Source organism: Mesorhizobium sp. KR2-14 (assembly GCF_040049255.1).
In the GTDB taxonomy this organism is placed as follows: Bacteria; Pseudomonadota; Alphaproteobacteria; order Rhizobiales; family Rhizobiaceae; genus Pseudaminobacter.
This window is the reverse complement of record NZ_JBDZDR010000002.1, coordinates 547,136-563,153: the sequence shown is the minus strand read 5'-3', so window position 1 is coordinate 563,153 and position 16,018 is coordinate 547,136. Positions and strand designations below refer to the sequence as shown.

The 16,018-nt window shown below is 64.8% G+C and carries 12 protein-coding genes; 4 read left to right on the top strand and 8 right to left on the bottom strand.

The annotated features are described in order from the left end of the window. The first annotated feature begins 188 nt into the window (after positions 1 to 188). Together ABLE86_RS07200 and ABLE86_RS07195 are read left to right on the top strand one after the other, a co-directional pair. On the top strand, positions 189 to 1,112 hold the full coding sequence (locus ABLE86_RS07200; protein WP_348778243.1) for a carbohydrate kinase: 924 nt from the start codon (positions 189 to 191) through the stop codon (positions 1,110 to 1,112). Between the two features lie 242 nt (positions 1,113 to 1,354). After that, positions 1,355 to 2,494, top strand: coding sequence for a DegT/DnrJ/EryC1/StrS aminotransferase family protein (locus ABLE86_RS07195; RefSeq protein ID WP_348778242.1), 1,140 nt, complete (start codon positions 1,355 to 1,357; stop codon positions 2,492 to 2,494). A gap of 343 nt (positions 2,495 to 2,837) precedes the next feature. On the opposite strand, the gene cysQ is transcribed toward ABLE86_RS07195, so the two are convergent. Genes cysQ through cysD form a run of 3 tightly spaced genes read right to left on the bottom strand, consistent with a single transcriptional unit; the run spans position 2,838 to position 6,488 of the window. Then, entirely contained in the window at positions 2,838 to 3,632 is a 795-nt protein-coding gene (gene cysQ, locus ABLE86_RS07190) for a 3'(2'),5'-bisphosphate nucleotidase CysQ (RefSeq protein WP_348778591.1), read from the bottom strand. A gap of 10 nt (positions 3,633 to 3,642) precedes the next feature. Continuing rightward, entirely contained in the window at positions 3,643 to 5,580 is a 1,938-nt protein-coding gene (gene cysN / locus ABLE86_RS07185; protein ID WP_348778241.1) for a sulfate adenylyltransferase subunit CysN, read from the bottom strand. Positions 5,581 to 5,582: 2 nt separating this feature from the next. Beyond that, positions 5,583 to 6,488 carry a sulfate adenylyltransferase subunit CysD gene (gene cysD / locus ABLE86_RS07180; protein ID WP_348778240.1) on the bottom strand — a complete coding sequence of 302 codons (906 nt, stop codon included), beginning with the start codon at positions 6,486 to 6,488 and terminating at the stop codon, positions 5,583 to 5,585. Between the two features lie 307 nt (positions 6,489 to 6,795). On the opposite strand from cysD, the gene ABLE86_RS07175 reads away from it, so the two are divergent. Both ABLE86_RS07175 and ABLE86_RS07170 read left to right on the top strand, forming a co-directional pair. Next, the gene (locus tag ABLE86_RS07175) at positions 6,796 to 8,055 is read left to right on the top strand and encodes an O-antigen ligase family protein (protein ID WP_348778239.1); all 1,260 of its coding nucleotides are present in this window, start codon (positions 6,796 to 6,798) and stop codon (positions 8,053 to 8,055) included. A 68-nt stretch (positions 8,056 to 8,123) separates the two neighbouring features. Beyond that, positions 8,124 to 9,296, top strand: a complete 1,173-nt coding sequence (locus tag ABLE86_RS07170; protein ID WP_348778238.1) for a glycosyltransferase family 4 protein — start codon at positions 8,124 to 8,126, stop codon at positions 9,294 to 9,296. Here the strand turns inward: ABLE86_RS07170 and ABLE86_RS07165 are convergent. From ABLE86_RS07165 to ABLE86_RS07145, 5 genes are all read right to left on the bottom strand, one after another. After that, positions 9,278 to 10,594, bottom strand: coding sequence for a glycosyltransferase (locus ABLE86_RS07165; protein WP_348778237.1), 1,317 nt, complete (start codon positions 10,592 to 10,594; stop codon positions 9,278 to 9,280). The genes ABLE86_RS07170 and ABLE86_RS07165 overlap by 19 nt on opposite strands. 251 nt (positions 10,595 to 10,845) lie before the next feature. Continuing rightward, positions 10,846 to 12,114: a serine hydroxymethyltransferase gene (gene glyA, locus ABLE86_RS07160; protein WP_348778236.1), complete on the bottom strand. Its 1,269-nt coding sequence runs from the start codon at positions 12,112 to 12,114 to the stop codon at positions 10,846 to 10,848. Positions 12,115 to 12,139: 25 nt separating this feature from the next. Next, a complete protein-coding gene (locus ABLE86_RS07155; RefSeq protein ID WP_348778235.1) occupies positions 12,140 to 12,700 on the bottom strand; it encodes a sarcosine oxidase subunit gamma family protein in 561 nt (186 codons plus the stop codon). A 10-nt stretch (positions 12,701 to 12,710) separates the two neighbouring features. Further along, complete coding sequence (locus tag ABLE86_RS07150) at positions 12,711 to 15,710, bottom strand: sarcosine oxidase subunit alpha (protein ID WP_348778234.1); 3,000 nt, start codon at positions 15,708 to 15,710, stop codon at positions 12,711 to 12,713. After that, on the bottom strand, positions 15,707 to 16,009 hold the full coding sequence (locus ABLE86_RS07145) for a sarcosine oxidase subunit delta (RefSeq protein WP_348778233.1): 303 nt from the start codon (positions 16,007 to 16,009) through the stop codon (positions 15,707 to 15,709). The genes ABLE86_RS07150 and ABLE86_RS07145 overlap by 4 nt, the downstream gene beginning before the upstream one ends. Positions 16,010 to 16,018 lie beyond the last annotated feature (9 nt).

Sequence of the window (16,018 nt, the reverse complement as noted above, 5' to 3'; positions counted from 1 at the left end):
ATCCCTTTCGCAACGGACGGTGCCGCCGAACACAATGGTCTCCCAAATCAGCGGCTCCTGCATGCTGATCATCAAGGAGAAAACAAGGCAACCGCATTGTGTCTCGCGCAATGCCGTTTCGGCCTTGCAGGCTGGCTGGCCGGGCCTTAAGCGGTATTGGCGATGCTGACCGACGGAGAGCCAGAAGCATGATCCTGTGTTGCGGCGAAGCCCTGATCGACATGCTGCCGCGCCAGAGCGCGACGGGCGAACCGGCCTTCGCCCCCTATGCCGGAGGCGCCGTGTTCAACTCCGCCATCGCGCTCGGCCGACTCGGCGTGCCGGTGGAATTCTTCTCCGGCCTGTCCTCCGATCTCTTCGGCCAGCAGATCCGCGAGGTGCTGGCCTCCAGCAACGTCGGCTCCCGCTACGCCAGCGTCTCGGCGCGACCGACCACGCTCGCCTTCGTGCGCCTCAACGACGGCCACGCCACCTACACCTTCTATGACGAGAACACCGCCGGCCGCATGCTGAGCGAGGCCGACCTGCCAGCGATCGACGAGGACATCGGCGCCATGCTGTTCGGCGCCATCAGCCTTATCCCGGAGCCCTCGGGCTCGGCCTACGAGGCGCTGATGCGGCGCGAACACGTACGCCGCGTGACCATGCTCGACCCCAACATCCGGCCCGGCTTCATTTCCGACCATGAAAAGCACCGCGCCCGCATCCTGCGCATGGTGGCCATGGCCGATATCGTCAAGCTGTCGGACGAGGATCTTTCCTGGTTCGGCCACGAGGGCGACCAGGAAGATTTCCTGCAAGGCTGGCTGGCAAACGGACCCCAGCTGATCGTCGTGACGAAGGGCGCGGCGGGCGCGACGGCCTACACCAGAAGCCACACAGTGCACGTCTCCTCGCAGCCGGTAACTGTGGTCGACACGGTGGGTGCGGGCGACACATTCAACGCCGGCCTGCTCGCTTCGCTGCACGAACAGGGCGCGCTGGCCAAGACCCGGCTCGAGGCGCTTTCGGCTGCCGAAATCCATGCGGCGCTGACGCTGGGGGCAAAGGCTGCGGCGGTCACCGTCTCTCGCGCGGGCGCAAATCCGCCCTGGCGGCACGAGATCGCCTGACGCGGCTCGAAAGGGCATCCGTCGCCAGCTCCCGATCACTTTATATTTCGGTGCGCAACGGCTTGCGTGCGCGGCCCACTTGATTCCGCTTGAATCGCGCTTTTCAGGCTGCTTCGCGGGAAAATCTCCCGGGCAGCGGTAACGCGACACCTGGCCGCGCCTGCCCGCAAACCTTCCGGGCGCGGTTCAACTCTGCTATCAGCCCTGCTGATATCCGCGAAAACACTGGCTTTGGAGCAGAGATGCAGTTCATCGATCTGGGCGCGCAGCGCGAAAGAATTCGTGACAAGCTGACCGCGGCGATCGACCGCGTGGTCAACGAAGGCAAGTACATCCTCGGGCCCGAGGTAGCCGAATTCGAAAAGCAATTGGCCGGCTATGTCGGCGTCAAGCATGTCGTCGCGTGTGCCAACGGCACCGATGCGCTGCTGCTGCCGCTTCTGGCTTCCGGCATCGGGCCGGGCGACGCCGTCTTCGTGCCGAGCTTCACCTTCGCCGCGACGGCCGAAGTGGTCGCCCTGGCCAAGGCCGAGCCGGTCTTCGTCGACATCGATCCCGAGACCTACAACATTGATATCGACAGCCTCGAAGCGGCGATCGCCATGATCAAGGCCGAGGGCCGGCTGAAGCCCCGGGCCATCATCCCGGTCGACCTGTTCGGCCTCGCCGCCGACTACGATGCCATTGCCGAGATTGCCGCCCGCGAAAACCTGATGGTCATCGAGGATGCCGCCCAGTCGATCGGCGGCAAGGCCGATGGCAAGTTGTGCGGCGCCTTCGGCACAGTGGGTTCCACCAGCTTCTACCCGGCCAAGCCGCTCGGCTGCTACGGCGACGGCGGCGCCATGTTCACCAATGACGACGAACTGGCCGCACGCCTGCGCTCATTCGCCTTCCACGGCAAGGGCGAGACCCAGTACGACAACGTCCATGTCGGCCTGAACTCGCGCCTCGACACACTGCAGGCGGCGATCCTGATCGAGAAGCTGGCGATCCTCGAAGACGAGATGGTTGCCCGCCAGAAGGTGGCGCAGCGCTACCGCGATGGCCTGCACAACGTCGTCAAGGTTGCGCATGTGCCGGAAGGCCGCCGCTCGGCCTGGGCCCAGTACGCCATCGAGACGCCCCATCGCGACGTGCTCAAGGCTCACCTGCAGTCGCTCGGCATCCCGTCGGTCATCTACTACGTGAAGCCGCTGCACCAGCAGGTCGCCTACAACCACTACCCGCGCACGCCGAAGGGCCTTCCGGTTTCGGAAACCCTGCCCGAGCGCATCCTGTGCCTGCCGATGCACCCCTATCTGAGCAATCAGGACCAGGACCGCATCATCGACGCGATCAGCGACTTTATAGCTGCCCGGACGGCTCAGGCCGCCGAGTGAGTCGGCGCCGGCTTAGGCCCTGCTCTTACGAACCGCGCGCCGGACAACGACGCGCGGTTTTTTGTTCTGGTTTGATGCGCTTCATCCGCACCGAACTGCCGGATGAGAGGTCGAGGCATGGGTCCCCGGAACCCCTCGTCGCTCGCTGCGCTCGCCCTCGGGGCCCGAGGACGACGAGATGTAAGTGTCCGCCAAAACAAACGGCAACGATGGAGGGCTCGCTAGCCCTTTCTCCGTCGTCCTCGGGCCGGAGCACGAGCGAAGCGACGTGTGGAGGTTCCGGGGACCCAGGCCTCGGACTCTCAGCCGGCAGTCCGGTGCAGGCTAGCGTCTGCCCTAGCGTCTAAAACTCCGGCGCGCCGGAAACATTCCCCATCGCCACGAAGGACGGGTTGGCAAAATCCGCCTCACCCGCCCGGTTGCGCTTGCCATAGACCAGCGGCTTGCCGCCCGCCGTCGTCGTGCTGCCGCCTGCCGCTCTCAGGATCGCGTCGCCCGCCGCCGTGTCCCATTCCATCGTGCGGCCGAAGCGCGGATAAACATCCGCCTCGCCTGCGGCGATCAGGCAGAATTTCAGCGACGATCCAATGGAGACGATCTCGGCCCCTTCGATGCGCCGGATATAATTGTCGGTTTCCGGCGTGCGGTGCGACCGGCTGGCAACTACGGTCAAGGGCGGTCGCCCTTCCCTCACCGAGATCGGATATCGGCCGGATATGGTCTGATCCGGCCGGAGGGTCAGCGCTTCCGCCTTGCCCGGATGGCCAGCGAAGAACCGGCCGCTGCCCGGCGCATAGACCACGCCGATTTCCGGCGCGCCATCGCGTATCAGCGCGATATTGACGGTAAATTCGGCGCGGCCGCTGACGAATTCGCGAGTACCGTCGAGCGGATCGACCAGGAAGAAGCAGCGCCCAAGCTCCGGCGTTCCTACCCCGGCCGAAATCTCTTCCTCGGCCACGCAGGGAATGTTCGGAAAGGCCGCGCGCAGCCCCGCCAGAATGAGCTTTTCGCTCGCCCGGTCGGCCTCCGTCACCGGCGAAGAGTCCGCCTTCTGCTCTACGGACACCTTCGAATGGAAGATGTCCATGATGACCTGCCCGGCCTCGAGCGCCAGCCTCTCGAAAACCGAGAGTATCGCCTCGTCGTCAGATGCCGCCGCCGTCGTCGTAGTGTTGATCTGCAATGTCGCGCTCACGTAACCAGCCTTCGAGAACATCTACCATCTCTTCGGGCGTCCTGCCGAGCGTCTGAAGGTGGATTTCCGGATTTTCCGGCGTCTCATAGGGCGAGTCGAGGCCGGTGAAATTCTTAATCTCTCCCGACAACGCCCGCCCATAGAGCCCCTTGGGGTCGCGGCTGGCGCATTCCTCGAATGGCGTGTCGACGAACACCTCGATGAACTCGCCTTCGCCCATAAGCTTGCGGGCCATGCGCCGCTCGGCGCGGAAGGGCGAGATGAACGACACCAGCACGATCAGGCCGGCATCGGCCATCAGCCGCGCCACTTGCGCCACGCGGCGGATGTTCTCCACCCGGTCGGCCTCGGAGAAGCCGAGGTCGCGGTTCAATCCGTGGCGCACATTGTCGCCATCGAGGACATAGGTGTGGCGCCCGCTCGCATGCAGCTTCTTTTCGAGCAGATTGGCGATGGTCGACTTGCCCGACCCGGAAAGGCCGGTGAACCACAGCACCGCCGGCTTCTGCTGCTTGGCGGCAGCGCGTGCGTCCTTGGTCACATCCAGCGACTGCCAATGGATATTGTCGGCGCGGCGCAGCGCGTGCTTGATCATTCCAGCGCCGACCGTGGCATTGGTCAGGCGGTCGATCAGGATGAAGGCGCCGGTGGCGCGGTTCTCGGCAAAGGCGTCGAAGGCCACCGGCTGCTGCGTGGAGATGGTGCAAACGCCGACCTCGTTCATCTCCAGCGACTTCGCCGCCACGTGGCCGAAATCATTGACGTCTAGGCGGTATTTCAGCTCGGTTACGGTCGCGCTGGCCTGGTCCGTCTCGGTGCGCAGGATGTAGGAGCGACCCGGCAGCAGGGCCTGCTCGTCGAACCAGACGATATTGGCCGCGAACTGGTCGGCGACATGCGGCCGCGCCGTGGTCGCAACGAGCAGGTTGCCGCGCGACACCTCGACCTCGTCCTCCAGCACCAGCGTTACCGCCTGCCCCTCGACAGCCTGCGCCAGGTCACCGCCCGAGACGACAATGCGCTTGACGCGCGAAACCTTGCCGGACTTGGCGACCACGATCTCGTCGCCCTGCGCGATCGAGCCCGAGGCGATCGTCCCGGCAAAGCCGCGAAAATCGAGATTGGGCCGGTTTACATACTGGACCGGGAAGCGAAACGGCTTTTGACACGCATCCTGCTCGACGTCGATCGTCTCCAGATGCTCGATCAGCGTCGGGCCGGCATACCAGCCGGTCTCCCCGGAGCGGCGGCTGACATTGTCGCCGAACCGTGCCGACATCGGGATCGCGACGACCGAGGCAAAGCCGAGGTCTTTCGAAAAGGCCATGTATTCGGCAACGATCTGCTCGAACACCGCGCGGTCGAAGCCGACGAGGTCTATCTTGTTGACCGCCAGCACTATGTGGCGAATGCCCAGCAGCGAGGCGATGATGGAGTGGCGGCGCGTCTGCCGCAGCACGCCCTGGCGCGCATCGACGAGCACGATCGCAAGGTCGGCGGTGGAGGCGCCCGTCGCCATGTTGCGCGTGTACTGTTCGTGGCCCGGCGTGTCGGCCACGATGAACTTGCGCTTCGGCGTGGAGAAGAAGCGATAGGCGACGTCGATGGTGATGCCCTGTTCGCGCTCCGCCTCGAGCCCGTCGACCAGCAGCGCGAAGTCGATGTCGTCACCCGTCGTGCCGTGCCGGCGCGAATCCCGCTCCAGCGTCGCCAGTTGGTCCTCGAATATCTGCTTGGTGTCCGACAGCAGGCGTCCGATCAGCGTCGACTTGCCGTCGTCGACCGAGCCGCAGGTGAGGAAACGCAAGAGCGACTTCTGCTCCTGCGCGGCTAGGTAGTCGTCCACCGCCTCGGCGGCAACGAGGTTTTCCGCAAGCATGTGACGCATGATCAGAAATATCCCTCGCGCTTCTTCTTTTCCATGGAGCCCGCCTCGTCGCGATCGATCAGGCGGCCCTGGCGTTCGGAGGTGCGTGCGATCAGCATCTCGCTGACGATGCCCTGCAGGTCGACGGCATCGGATTCGATGGCGCCCGTCAGCGGGTAGCAGCCCAGCGTGCGGAACCTGACAAGCCGGTTCTCGACCACCTCGCCGGGCCTGAGCTTCATGCGGTCGTCATCGCGCAGGATGAGCATGCCATCACGCTCGATGACGGGGCGCTCCTTGGCGAAGTAGAGCGGGACGATGCGGATGTCTTCGCGCAGGATGTATTGCCAGATGTCGAGCTCGGTCCAGTTCGACAGCGGAAAGACGCGGATCGATTCCCCCGGCGCCACGCGCGTGTTGAAGATCTTCCACATCTCCGGCCGCTGGTTCTTCGGGTCCCAGGCATGGCTGGCGTTGCGGAACGAGAAGATGCGCTCCTTGGCGCGCGATTTTTCCTCGTCGCGCCGCGCGCCGCCGAAGGCAGCGTCGAAGCCGTGTTTGTCGAGCGCCTGGCGCAGGCCCACCGTCTTCATCACATGGGTGTGCGTGTTGGAGCCATGGTCGAACGGGTTGATGCCGTCGCGCACGCCATCCTCGTTGACATGCACGTGCAGGTCGAAGCCCAGGCGCTCAGCCATCGCATCACGAAACTCGATCATCTCGCGAAACTTCCAGGTCGTGTCGACGTGCAGGAAGGGAAAGGGCGGCTTCGCGGGATAAAAGGCCTTCATGGCCAGATGAAGCAGCACCGACGAATCCTTGCCCACCGAATAGAGCATCACCGGCTTGGCGAATGTCGCCGCCACCTCGCGAAAAATATGAATGGCTTCGGCTTCGAGCCGGTCGAGATGGGACAGCCTGGCAAGCATGGGGTGCCTATGGAAAACGGGTGCTTGGACGCCGCGACTGCAACGCCCTGAAAGTTCCCGGATTTTCCCCGCAATGGCGCGCCCTCTCAAGGAGAACGCTACCAAATTCGCGACGCTCACCGATCGGAACATGCGCGGCACGGCGCTTCGATGGAATCCTGTTCCCCACCTTGTTGGACGCTAGGCCGACGAAATCGATTGCTCCGGTGACGAGCCCATGGCACTTGGTTCCAAGTCCGTGCGCTGGGGGCGGCTGCAGGTAGCTTCTCCAACCATATTCGTATTCCGGTATCGGAGCAGTTCTTCCGTGAAAGACCTTCGCAGCTATCCGTCGCTCAACAGGGCCTTCGCCTTCTTCTGTTTTTCGGCGGTGCCGGCGCTGGGCTCGGCCGTCAGCGTGGTCTGGCACGGCGGCGCGCTTGTCTGCCTGTACGAGATATTGTCGGGGCGCAGGAAGCTGAGCCGCGATCACGCCATGCTGGTGATGACGCTGCTCTTGTTCGTCTACTGCCTGGCCAATGTGGTCTCCACGCTGTGGAACAGCCCCACCTATGGCGGTATCGACAAGATGCTGCGCCTGTTCACGCTGCTCCTGTTCCCGTTTTCTTATTCCATCGCTTCTATTTCCGACCGGACGACGATCGCCCGTTCCGTCGTGCTGGCCAGCATGGTGGCGTGCTACACCGCGCTTGCGGTGTCCTTCGTGCAGTTCCACTTCCTTGGCCTGCGCGCCGCAGGCGGCGCGGGCAACGCGATTGTTTTTGCCTTTGCAATCAGCCTGGCCTGCTCGACTTCCCTGGCCGGGCTGCTTTCGCAGCAGGACAGCAAGCTCACTTTGCCCCTCGCCGGCGCGGTGCTGGCAGGATGGCTTGCCCTGTTCTATTCGGGCACGCGCTTTCTCTGGCTCACCACGCTTCCGGTGAACCTGCTCGTCCTGTTCATCTTCCGCCACCAGCTTCGCCGGTTCCTCACTCCGCGAATATTGCTCTTGGTATTGGTCGGGATGATCATTGCCGTCGCAGCCGCCTCCCAGATGATCGGCGGGCGGTTGCACCAACTCGCCGTGGATTGGAACAAGCTTGCGCAGAACCAGAACTACGGCACGTCGCTCGGCGCGCGCCTCTTCATGCTGGAAATGGCCGTAGAGCTCATTCGCCAGAACCCGATCCTCGGCTACGGTCTTGGCGCGACCAATCAGCTGATCGAAGCTGGCTTCAGGGAAAAGCACGGGCTCGACATCAGCTATTCGCACTTCCACAATGGTTATCTCACCACCATGGTCGAGGCTGGAATTGTCGGGCTTCTTTCGCTTCTGGGCATCTTCTTTGCCGCGACACTCAATGCCGTGCGTACGCTTCGCAGCACTGCCGATCCGGTCAACCGGCTAGGTGCGGCGATGCTGATAGTGCTCGTCGCCACCTACGGCATCGGGTCTCTGGCCAACAAGGTGCTCGGCCACGACATTCAGGACACGCTGTTCATCATGTTCCTCATCATGGGAACCTATCTGGCCTCCGGCACCTCGATGCCTTCAACTGCCGCCGGAGCCGCACAGCAACCGGTCTGAGAGGAGAAAGGCCCATTCGGGATCGAGAGCGACCGAACCGGGTACTGATGGTCACGACCGATCATTTGATGATCGATCGCAGGATCCTGCAGGAGGCGCTTTCGCTAAGGGAAGCTGGCTATCAGGTCGAGCTGCTCGCCGGATTCGAGTGCCCGCAGGAAGAAGCGTTCAACTGGCAAGGCATCGGCATAAGCCGGCATGCCTATGACTGGAGCGATACCCGCGCGCGGCGCGTGCTGGGGCCGATCTCGCGAATCCGGGGTCAGCTACCCGGATTCATGAGCAGGGCGGTGGGCAAGGCCATTGGCCTCGCCACAGGCATTTCCAGCTTCGAGCACTTCGTGCTGGAAAAGATCCTGTCGAAGTCCTTCGACGTGCTCCATGTGCACGATTTTCCGCTGCTTGCGGTGGCCGTCGAGGTCAAGCGGCGCCTGGGCTGCCCGCTGGTCTACGATGCCCACGAGCTCTATCACGCCCAGTCGCAGCTGCCGCCGGCCGTGCAAACCAGCTACAAGCGGCGGGAAGCAGCACTGATCCACAAGGTCGATGCGGCAATCACCGTCAATGAGTTCATCGCCGGCATCATGGCGCGGGACTATGGCTGCGCCGCACCTCACGTCATTCCCAATGCAGCGCCCCGGCTCGAAGCGGCGCCCGAAGACATCCGCCCCCTCGCCGGGCTCGCCCCCGGCACGCGGATCGTGCTCTATCAGGGCTGGCTCTCGCCCGAGCGCGGCGTGGACGTGCTCGTTCGAGCTGCAACCCACTTCCCGCGGGGGACATCGCTTGTCGTGGTCGGCTATGGCGCACACGAGGCCGATCTTCGCCGCATCAGCGCCGGCCAAGGCACCGACGACGGACGCGTCGTTTTTCTCGGCCGTATCGAGCCGCAGCAACTGCAAAGTCTGACCGGCTCCGCCGATCTCGGCGTCATCCCCTATTGGGGGATCGATCTCAACAACACCTATTGCAGCCCGAACAAGCTCTTCGAATTCGCCGCCGCCGGTCTGCCCTTCATTTCCAACGACCTGCCTTTCCTGCGCTCGATCACGGAGAGACACGCTTTCGGCGTTCTGGTCGATCTGCTGTCCCCGCAGACGGCGGCAAGCGCCATCCTCGCCATCCTTGACGATCCGCAGCGCCTGGCAGCCTTGCGCGAGACGGCGAAAGAAGCATCGAACCACCTGCTCTGGTCGAACGAGGCCGAAAAGCTGCTTTCGATCTATGCCACGCTTCGGTGAAGCCCCGGCGGCGATCCGGAAATTTGCCCCCTCCGCAAAGTCCGCGACGCGTTGGCTGACATATAGGTCAAGCCTTTGCGACCAAACGTCGCCTTCGTTCCGCAACCACGCGCTCGACAATCGCCACGAACTTCGCGCCCTCGACGTCCCAGTTCACCTCGGCGCTCGCGGCTGCCGCATTGCCCCGCCACCGCGCAAGGCGCGCAGTATCGGAAAACACCGCTTCCATTGCCTCGGCTGCCAGCTCCTCCCGGCTGAGGTCCGCTAGAAGACCGATCTGCCGCCCATCGACGATGCGCCGGATTTCCGGCAGGTCGCTCGACAGGACGGCGACCCCGGCCGCGATGAACTCGAACAGCTTGTTGGGCGTGCAGTAATAGTTGTTCAGGCAAGTCGCCTGATAGGGGATCACCCCGGCATCTGCTGCGGCTGTGGGCAAGCAGCTCTTCCTGCCTGCCCCCTTCGTGCAGATGCACCCGCTCGGCCGAGCGGCTGCGCGCCGCCATGGCGTCAAGCCGGCCACGCAAGGGTCCCTCTCCCATGATGACCAGATGTATGTCGGGATTTCCGACGAGTTCCATGGCACCGACGAGCGTTTCGATATTGCGGCCGTTCGCAAGACCGCCCTGCATCAGCAGCACTCGCGCGCTTTCCGGCAAGCCGTACTTCTCGTGAAAATACCGGCTTCGCCCGGAAGCAAGCCGCCTTCTCTCGGCATTGTAGATGACCTCGATGCGCTCCAGCGCGTGGCGTCTGGCCAGTTCCGACGCGATCGAGGGATTGACCGTCACGACTGCATCGCAATCCCCTATGTACCGCCGCTCGATAGCGCTCCAGCTGCGCTTTTCGAATTCCGAAAGCTCCTGCTCCACATAGAGTTCGTGGCTGTCGTAGATCAGCCTGGCCCCCGCCTCACGAGCTGCCTTGTGCGCAGCGGGCAGTGTCGGCAGATCGTGCGCAATGAACACGTCTGGCCTGAGACCATCGAGCGAGCGCGCAAATAGATCGCGGTAAAACTTCTCCTGATCGAACAGGAAGCGCCAGCCAATCTCCCGCAGCTTTCTCATGCCACGCTCGCCGATCGGCAGCGTGTCGCGCAACAGGCGATAGACGCTGCGGACAAGCCGCTGCGGCGCGGGGGGCACACCACGCACCTTGAAAGGGTGCTGTCTTTCCGGATATCCGAATCGCTCAAGCCGCGCATAGGGGGCAACAATCGTCACCTCCCAGCCCGCACTGGCGAGGCTTTCCGCCTCCAGAAGAATGCGACGATCTATCTGGCGGTCGATCGTCAACATCGCCGCATGTGAGCGCCGGCCTGACTGGTTTACCGTACTGACATGCGTCACCTCTTCCCCTCGCACGAAAGAGCCGGCAGCGAACGGGGGATCATCCCTTGCCGGCGGAACGCAAGTCAAGGCGGCCACTGAAGGCCCTCCGCGAGGAAAGAAGACTCGCGACAGGGCAAAGAAAAAGCCGCGGTCTCCACCGCGGCTTCCTCAGGGAGAGACGGTCGCCGAGAGGGCGACGCCCCTCGGTTCTCGGCCGATTACTCGTAGATCGGGAAGCGCTTGCAGAGATCGCGCACTTCCGCCAGCACCGCCTGCTCCACGGCCGCATCGCCTTCCGGCCCGGCCTTCGCCAAGGCGTCGATCACCTTCAGGATCAGCTCGCCGATGCGGCGGAACTCGGCCTCGCCGAAGCCGCGCGTCGTGCCCGCCGAGGTACCCAGCCGCACGCCCGACGTGACCGCCGGCTTCTCGGGATCGAAGGGGATGGAGTTCTTGTTGCAGGTCAGGCCGGCCCGCTCCAGCGCATGCTCGGCGTCGCGGCCCTTCACGCCCTTCGGCCGCAGGTCCACCAGCACCATGTGGCAGTCGGTGCCGCCGGAGACGATGTCGAGCCCGCCCTTCACCAGCGTGTCGCACAGCACCTTGGCGTTGCCCACGACCGAAGCCGCATAGTCACGGAACTCGGGGCGCAGCGCCTCGCCGAAGGCCACGGCCTTGGCCGCGATCACATGCATCAGCGGGCCGCCCTGGTTGCCCGGGAACACCGCCGAGTTCAGCTTCTTGGCCAGCGCCTCGTCATTGGTCAGGATCATGCCGCCGCGCGGGCCACGCAGGGTCTTGTGCGTGGTGGTGGTCACGACATGGGCATGCGGCAGCGGATCGGGATAGAGCCCGGCCGCGACCAGGCCCGCATAGTGGGCCATGTCGACCATCAGATACGCCCCCACCTCGTCGGCGATGCGGCGGAAGGCGGCGAAGTCGATCGCGCGCGGATAGGCCGATGCGCCGGCGACGATCAGCTTGGGCCGGGTCTCGAGGGCCTTGGCGCGCAGTTCGTCATAGTCGATCTGCTGGTCGGACTGCCGCACCTCGTAGCTGACGATGTCGAACCACTTGCCCGACATGGTGACGGGCGAGCCGTGGGTCAGGTGGCCGCCATGCGCCAGCGACATGCCCATGACGCGGTCGCCGGGATTGAGCAGCGCCAGGAACACCGCCTGGTTGGCCTGCGCGCCCGAATGCGGCTGGACGTTGACGAAACCCGCGCCGAACAGCTGCTTGGCCCGCTCGATCGCCAGGGTCTCGATCTGGTCGACGAATTCGCAGCCGCCATAGTAGCGGCGGCCGGGATATCCCTCGGCGTATTTGTTGGTCAGCACCGAGCCCTGCGCCACCAGGACATCGTTCGAGACGATGTTTTCGGAAGCGATCAGCTCGATTTGATTCTGCTGGCGGTCCAGCTCGCGGGCGATTGCCCCGGCAACTTCGGCGTCTCCGAGCGAAGCGCTCATCTTGAAATTAAGCATGGTCGGTTCTCCTCCGATCCGTATCCTAAAGGCCGAGTTCGACTTCGTGGCTGGCGGCTTCCAGCAGGCCCCACACATGCGACGCAAAGGAGCGCCACACCTCTATCCGGAAGCTCTCCGCGCTTCTCCTGATCAGGACGACCTGCGCCTTGTCGAGGATCGTGCGCGTGCCGGTTCCATCGGCCATCTCGGTCAAGTCCAGCGCGCAAGCCGAGCTCAGCGCCGTGATAGCCGCCACCCCTTGGACCTCGATGCCGGTCTCGCGATGGCCGATATCGACCAGGCTGTGGGGCGTTGCATCATACAGCGCCGCGAAGCGCGCGACGATGCCCTCGCCTTCCCCAGCCGGCGCCAGCAGCAGCCACTCGTCCGGGGAAAGGCACAGCGCCAGCTTGGCGCCCGACACCGCCATGTCTCCGATCTTCGACGGCAGCTCGCAGCCGAAGGCCTTCGCCGCCGCGCTGGCGTGCTCCGGCGAGATGCGCAGGCTGAAGCGTGCGCAGTCCTCGGCCCGGCGGACGCTAAGGCGCGCCCCGCCCCCGACCGTGATCGGCGTTCCAGAAAATCCGTGATGTTCCATCAGCATGATCGCGATCCTATGCGTTGAGGCGCTTGCCTTCGGGGTCGAAGAAGACCGTGCCCACGACCTCGGCGGTGTGCGTGGTGCCCGGCATCGGCACATGGATGACCTTGCCGGTCCTGGCGCGGCCGCCCTCGACGAGCGCGAGCGCCACGGAACGGCCGAGGGCCTCGCTCCAGTAAGACGAGGTGACGTGACCGATCATCTTCATCGGCAAGGGCTGGTTCGGATCGTCGACGATCTGCGCCCCCTCCTCCAGCACGACCTTGGGGTCACTGGTCAGCAGCCCCACGAGTTGCTTGCGGTCGGCCTTCAGCATGTCCGAGCGCGACAGCGAACGCTTGCCGACGAAGTCGGGCTTGGCCTTACCGATGGCCCAGCCGATGCCGGCGTCCTCCGGCGTGACCGTGCCGTCGGTGTCCTGGCCGACAATGATGTAGCCCTTCTCGGCGCGAAGCACGTGCATCGTCTCGGTACCGTAAGGCGTGATGTCATACTTCTGGCCGGCCTCGTAGAGCGCCTTCCAGACCGCAAGACCGTGGCGGGCGGGCACGTTGACCTCATAGCCGAGCTCGCCGGTGAAGCTGACCCGGAACAGCCGCGTGGGCACGCCGCAGATCTTGCCTTCGGCCACCGACATGTGCGGGAAGGCTTCGTCCGACAGGTCGATGCCCTCGACCAGCGGCTCGATCAGCTTGCGGGCGTTGGGCCCGTTGAGCGCGATGACCGCCCACTGCTCGGTGGTGGAGGTGAGCCACACCTTGAGTTCCGGCCACTCGGTCTGGAGATAGTCCTCCATCATGTTGAGAACACGCGCCGCGCCGCCGGTGGTGGTGGTGACGTGGAAGCGGTCCGTGGTCAGCCGGCCGATCACGCCGTCGTCGCGGATGAAGCCGTCCTCGCCCAGCAGCAGGCCGTAGCGGCAGCGGCCGGGCGCAAGCTTGGTCCAGGCGTTGGTATACATGCGGTTCATGAACTCCGCCGCATCCGGCCCGACGATCTCGATCTTCCCCAGTGTGGAAGCGTCGAACATGCCGAGCGACTGGCGCACGGCCCTGCATTCACGCGCCACTGCCTGGTGCATGCTCTCGCCGGCCCGCGGGAAGTACCAGGCGCGCCGCCACAGCGACACCGGCTCGAACACGGCGCCGTTGGCCTCGGCCCAGCTGTCGATCGGCGTCTTGCGCGTGACCTCGAACAGCTCGCCGCGATTGTAGCCGGCAAACGCGCCGAAGGTGGTCGGCGTGTAGGGCGGCCGGAAGGTGGTGAGGCCCACCGAAGGCGGCGCCTTGCCCACGGCATTGGAGGCGATAGCCAGGCCGTTCATGTTGGACGTCTTGCCCTGGTCAGTCGCCATGCCGTTGGTGGTGTAGCGCTTGATGTGCTCGATCGACAGGAAGCCTTCGCGAACGGCAAGGCGGATGTCCTTGGCGGTCACGTCGTTCTGGAAGTCGACGAAGGCCTTTGCGCGGCCGGCATCGCGGTCGCTGGGCAGCTCGCGATTGCTGACACCCGTGCAGGGGAAGTCGCCGTCGACCGTATAGCTGGACTCACGTGCGGCAAAGCCCGCATCGCGCGCCGCGGCGGCGCCTGCTCCCGCTCCTTCCCTCAGAGCCTCGGCGAGTCCGAAGCGGCCGTTGCCTGCGCCCGCGCAGCGGCTTTCCTCGGTCCGCTCGCCGGGCAGGAACATCTGCTGTTCCTCATTCCAGTCGAGCTTGCCCTTGGTGTGCGAGAAGAGGTGGACAGTGGGCGTCCAGCCGCCGCTCATCAGCACCGCCTCGCAGTTGATGGTGCGGGCCGGGCCAACCTGGCCGCCTCGGCTGACCGGATTGACGCGCACGGAGGACACACGATGGCGCCCAGCAGTGCCCGAAACGGTCCAGCCGGCAAGCACCTCGATGTTGAGGGAGCGGGCACGCCTGACGAGCTCGTCGGACACCGTATGGCGAATGTCCACGATGGCAGGCACGCGAACGCCCGCCTGGGCCAGGTCGAATGCGGCAAGCCAGGCGGAGTCGTGCGAGGTGACGACAACCGCGCTGTTCCCGACCTTCACGCCATAGCGGTTGAGATAGGTCCGGGCAGCGCCTGCCAGCATCACGCCCGGCCGGTCGTTGCCGTCAAAGACGAGCGGCTTTTCGATGGAGCCCTGCGCAAGCACGACCTGCTTGGCGCGCAGCCGCCACATGCGCTCGCGCGGCGCGTTCGCCGGCGGATTGGCCAGATGGTCGGTAAGGCGCTGGCACAGGCCGAGGAAGTTCTGGTGGTAGTAGCCGATGGCCGTCGTGCGCGGCAGCAGCGTGACGTTGGCCATTCCTCCCAGTTCGGCCCGCGTGCGAGCCACCCAGTCGGAGGCGCAGAGGCCGTCGATGGTGGCCTCGCCTTCCGAAAGCAGCGAGCCGCCAAGTTCCGCCTGCTCGTCGGCGAGGATGACCTTGGCGCCGCTCCTGCCGGCTTCCAGCGCAGCCGCAAGGCCGGCGGGGCCGGAGCCAACCACCAGCACGTCGCAATGGGCGTGGCGGCTGGCGTAGGTGTCCGGATCGGGCACCGATGGCGACTTGCCGAGACCGGCCGCGCCGCGGATAAAGGGCTCGTAGACCTTGTTCCAGAAGGACTTCGGCCACATGAATGTCTTGTAGTAGAAGCCGGCCGAGAACAGCATGTACATGGCGTCGTTGATCGCGCCCACGTCGCGCTTCAGCGAAGGCCAGTGGTTCTGGCTGGTGGTGTTGAGCCCCTCGAAGACCTCCAACACCGTGGCGCGCGTGTTCGGCTCGAAGCGGCCGTTGCCGCGGTCGGTGCCGACGAGCGCGTTCGGCTCCTCGGACCCGGCCGAGAGGATGCCGCGCGGGCGGTGGTATTTGAACGAGCGCCCCACCAGGTGGACGCCGTTGGCCAGCAGCGCGGAGGCGAGCGTGTCGCCCTCGTAGCCGGTATAGGTCGCGCCGTTGAAGCTGAAGCGCACGGGCTTGCGCTGGTCGACCCTGCCCTTCCCCTTGATGCGATAGGCGGTCATTTGCGCATTCCCTCGAGCTCGGCTTCGGTCGGGCGCGGCAGGCCCGCCTTGTATGTGGTCACGAACTTGTCGCTCACGGTGTCGCGGACGGCGTTGAAGAACCGGCCGCAACCGTGCACATGGCGCCAGCGCTCGAAATGCGTGCCGCGCGGATTGGTACGGATGAACAGATGGTCCTTCCACTGCTCATCGGTCAGCGTGGACGGGTCGGCGGGCCTCGCGATATGGGCCTCGCCGCCATAGGCGAACTCGACCTCGGGCCGCTCGGCCTCGCAGTAGGGGCAACGGATCAGAAGCATTGCGGAACC

What these genes read in the sequence shown, in the direction of transcription:
- ABLE86_RS07145 (WP_348778233.1), bottom strand. Translation starts at nt 16,009, where the DNA reads ATGCTTCTGATCCGTTGCCCCTACTGCGAGGCCGAGCGGCCCGAGGTC.
- ABLE86_RS07155 (WP_348778235.1), bottom strand. Translation starts at nt 12,700, where the DNA reads ATGCTGATGGAACATCACGGATTTTCTGGAACGCCGATCACGGTCGGG.
- ABLE86_RS07170 (WP_348778238.1), top strand. Translation starts at nt 8,124, where the DNA reads ATGATCGATCGCAGGATCCTGCAGGAGGCGCTTTCGCTAAGGGAAGCT.
- ABLE86_RS07165 (WP_348778237.1), bottom strand. Translation starts at nt 10,594, where the DNA reads ATGTTGACGATCGACCGCCAGATAGATCGTCGCATTCTTCTGGAGGCG.
- ABLE86_RS07195 (WP_348778242.1), top strand. Translation starts at nt 1,355, where the DNA reads ATGCAGTTCATCGATCTGGGCGCGCAGCGCGAAAGAATTCGTGACAAG.
- ABLE86_RS07200 (WP_348778243.1), top strand. Translation starts at nt 189, where the DNA reads ATGATCCTGTGTTGCGGCGAAGCCCTGATCGACATGCTGCCGCGCCAG.
- glyA (WP_348778236.1), bottom strand. Translation starts at nt 12,114, where the DNA reads ATGCTTAATTTCAAGATGAGCGCTTCGCTCGGAGACGCCGAAGTTGCC.
- ABLE86_RS07150 (WP_348778234.1), bottom strand. Translation starts at nt 15,710, where the DNA reads ATGACCGCCTATCGCATCAAGGGGAAGGGCAGGGTCGACCAGCGCAAG.
- cysD (WP_348778240.1), bottom strand. Translation starts at nt 6,488, where the DNA reads ATGCTTGCCAGGCTGTCCCATCTCGACCGGCTCGAAGCCGAAGCCATT.
- cysN (WP_348778241.1), bottom strand. Translation starts at nt 5,580, where the DNA reads ATGCGTCACATGCTTGCGGAAAACCTCGTTGCCGCCGAGGCGGTGGAC.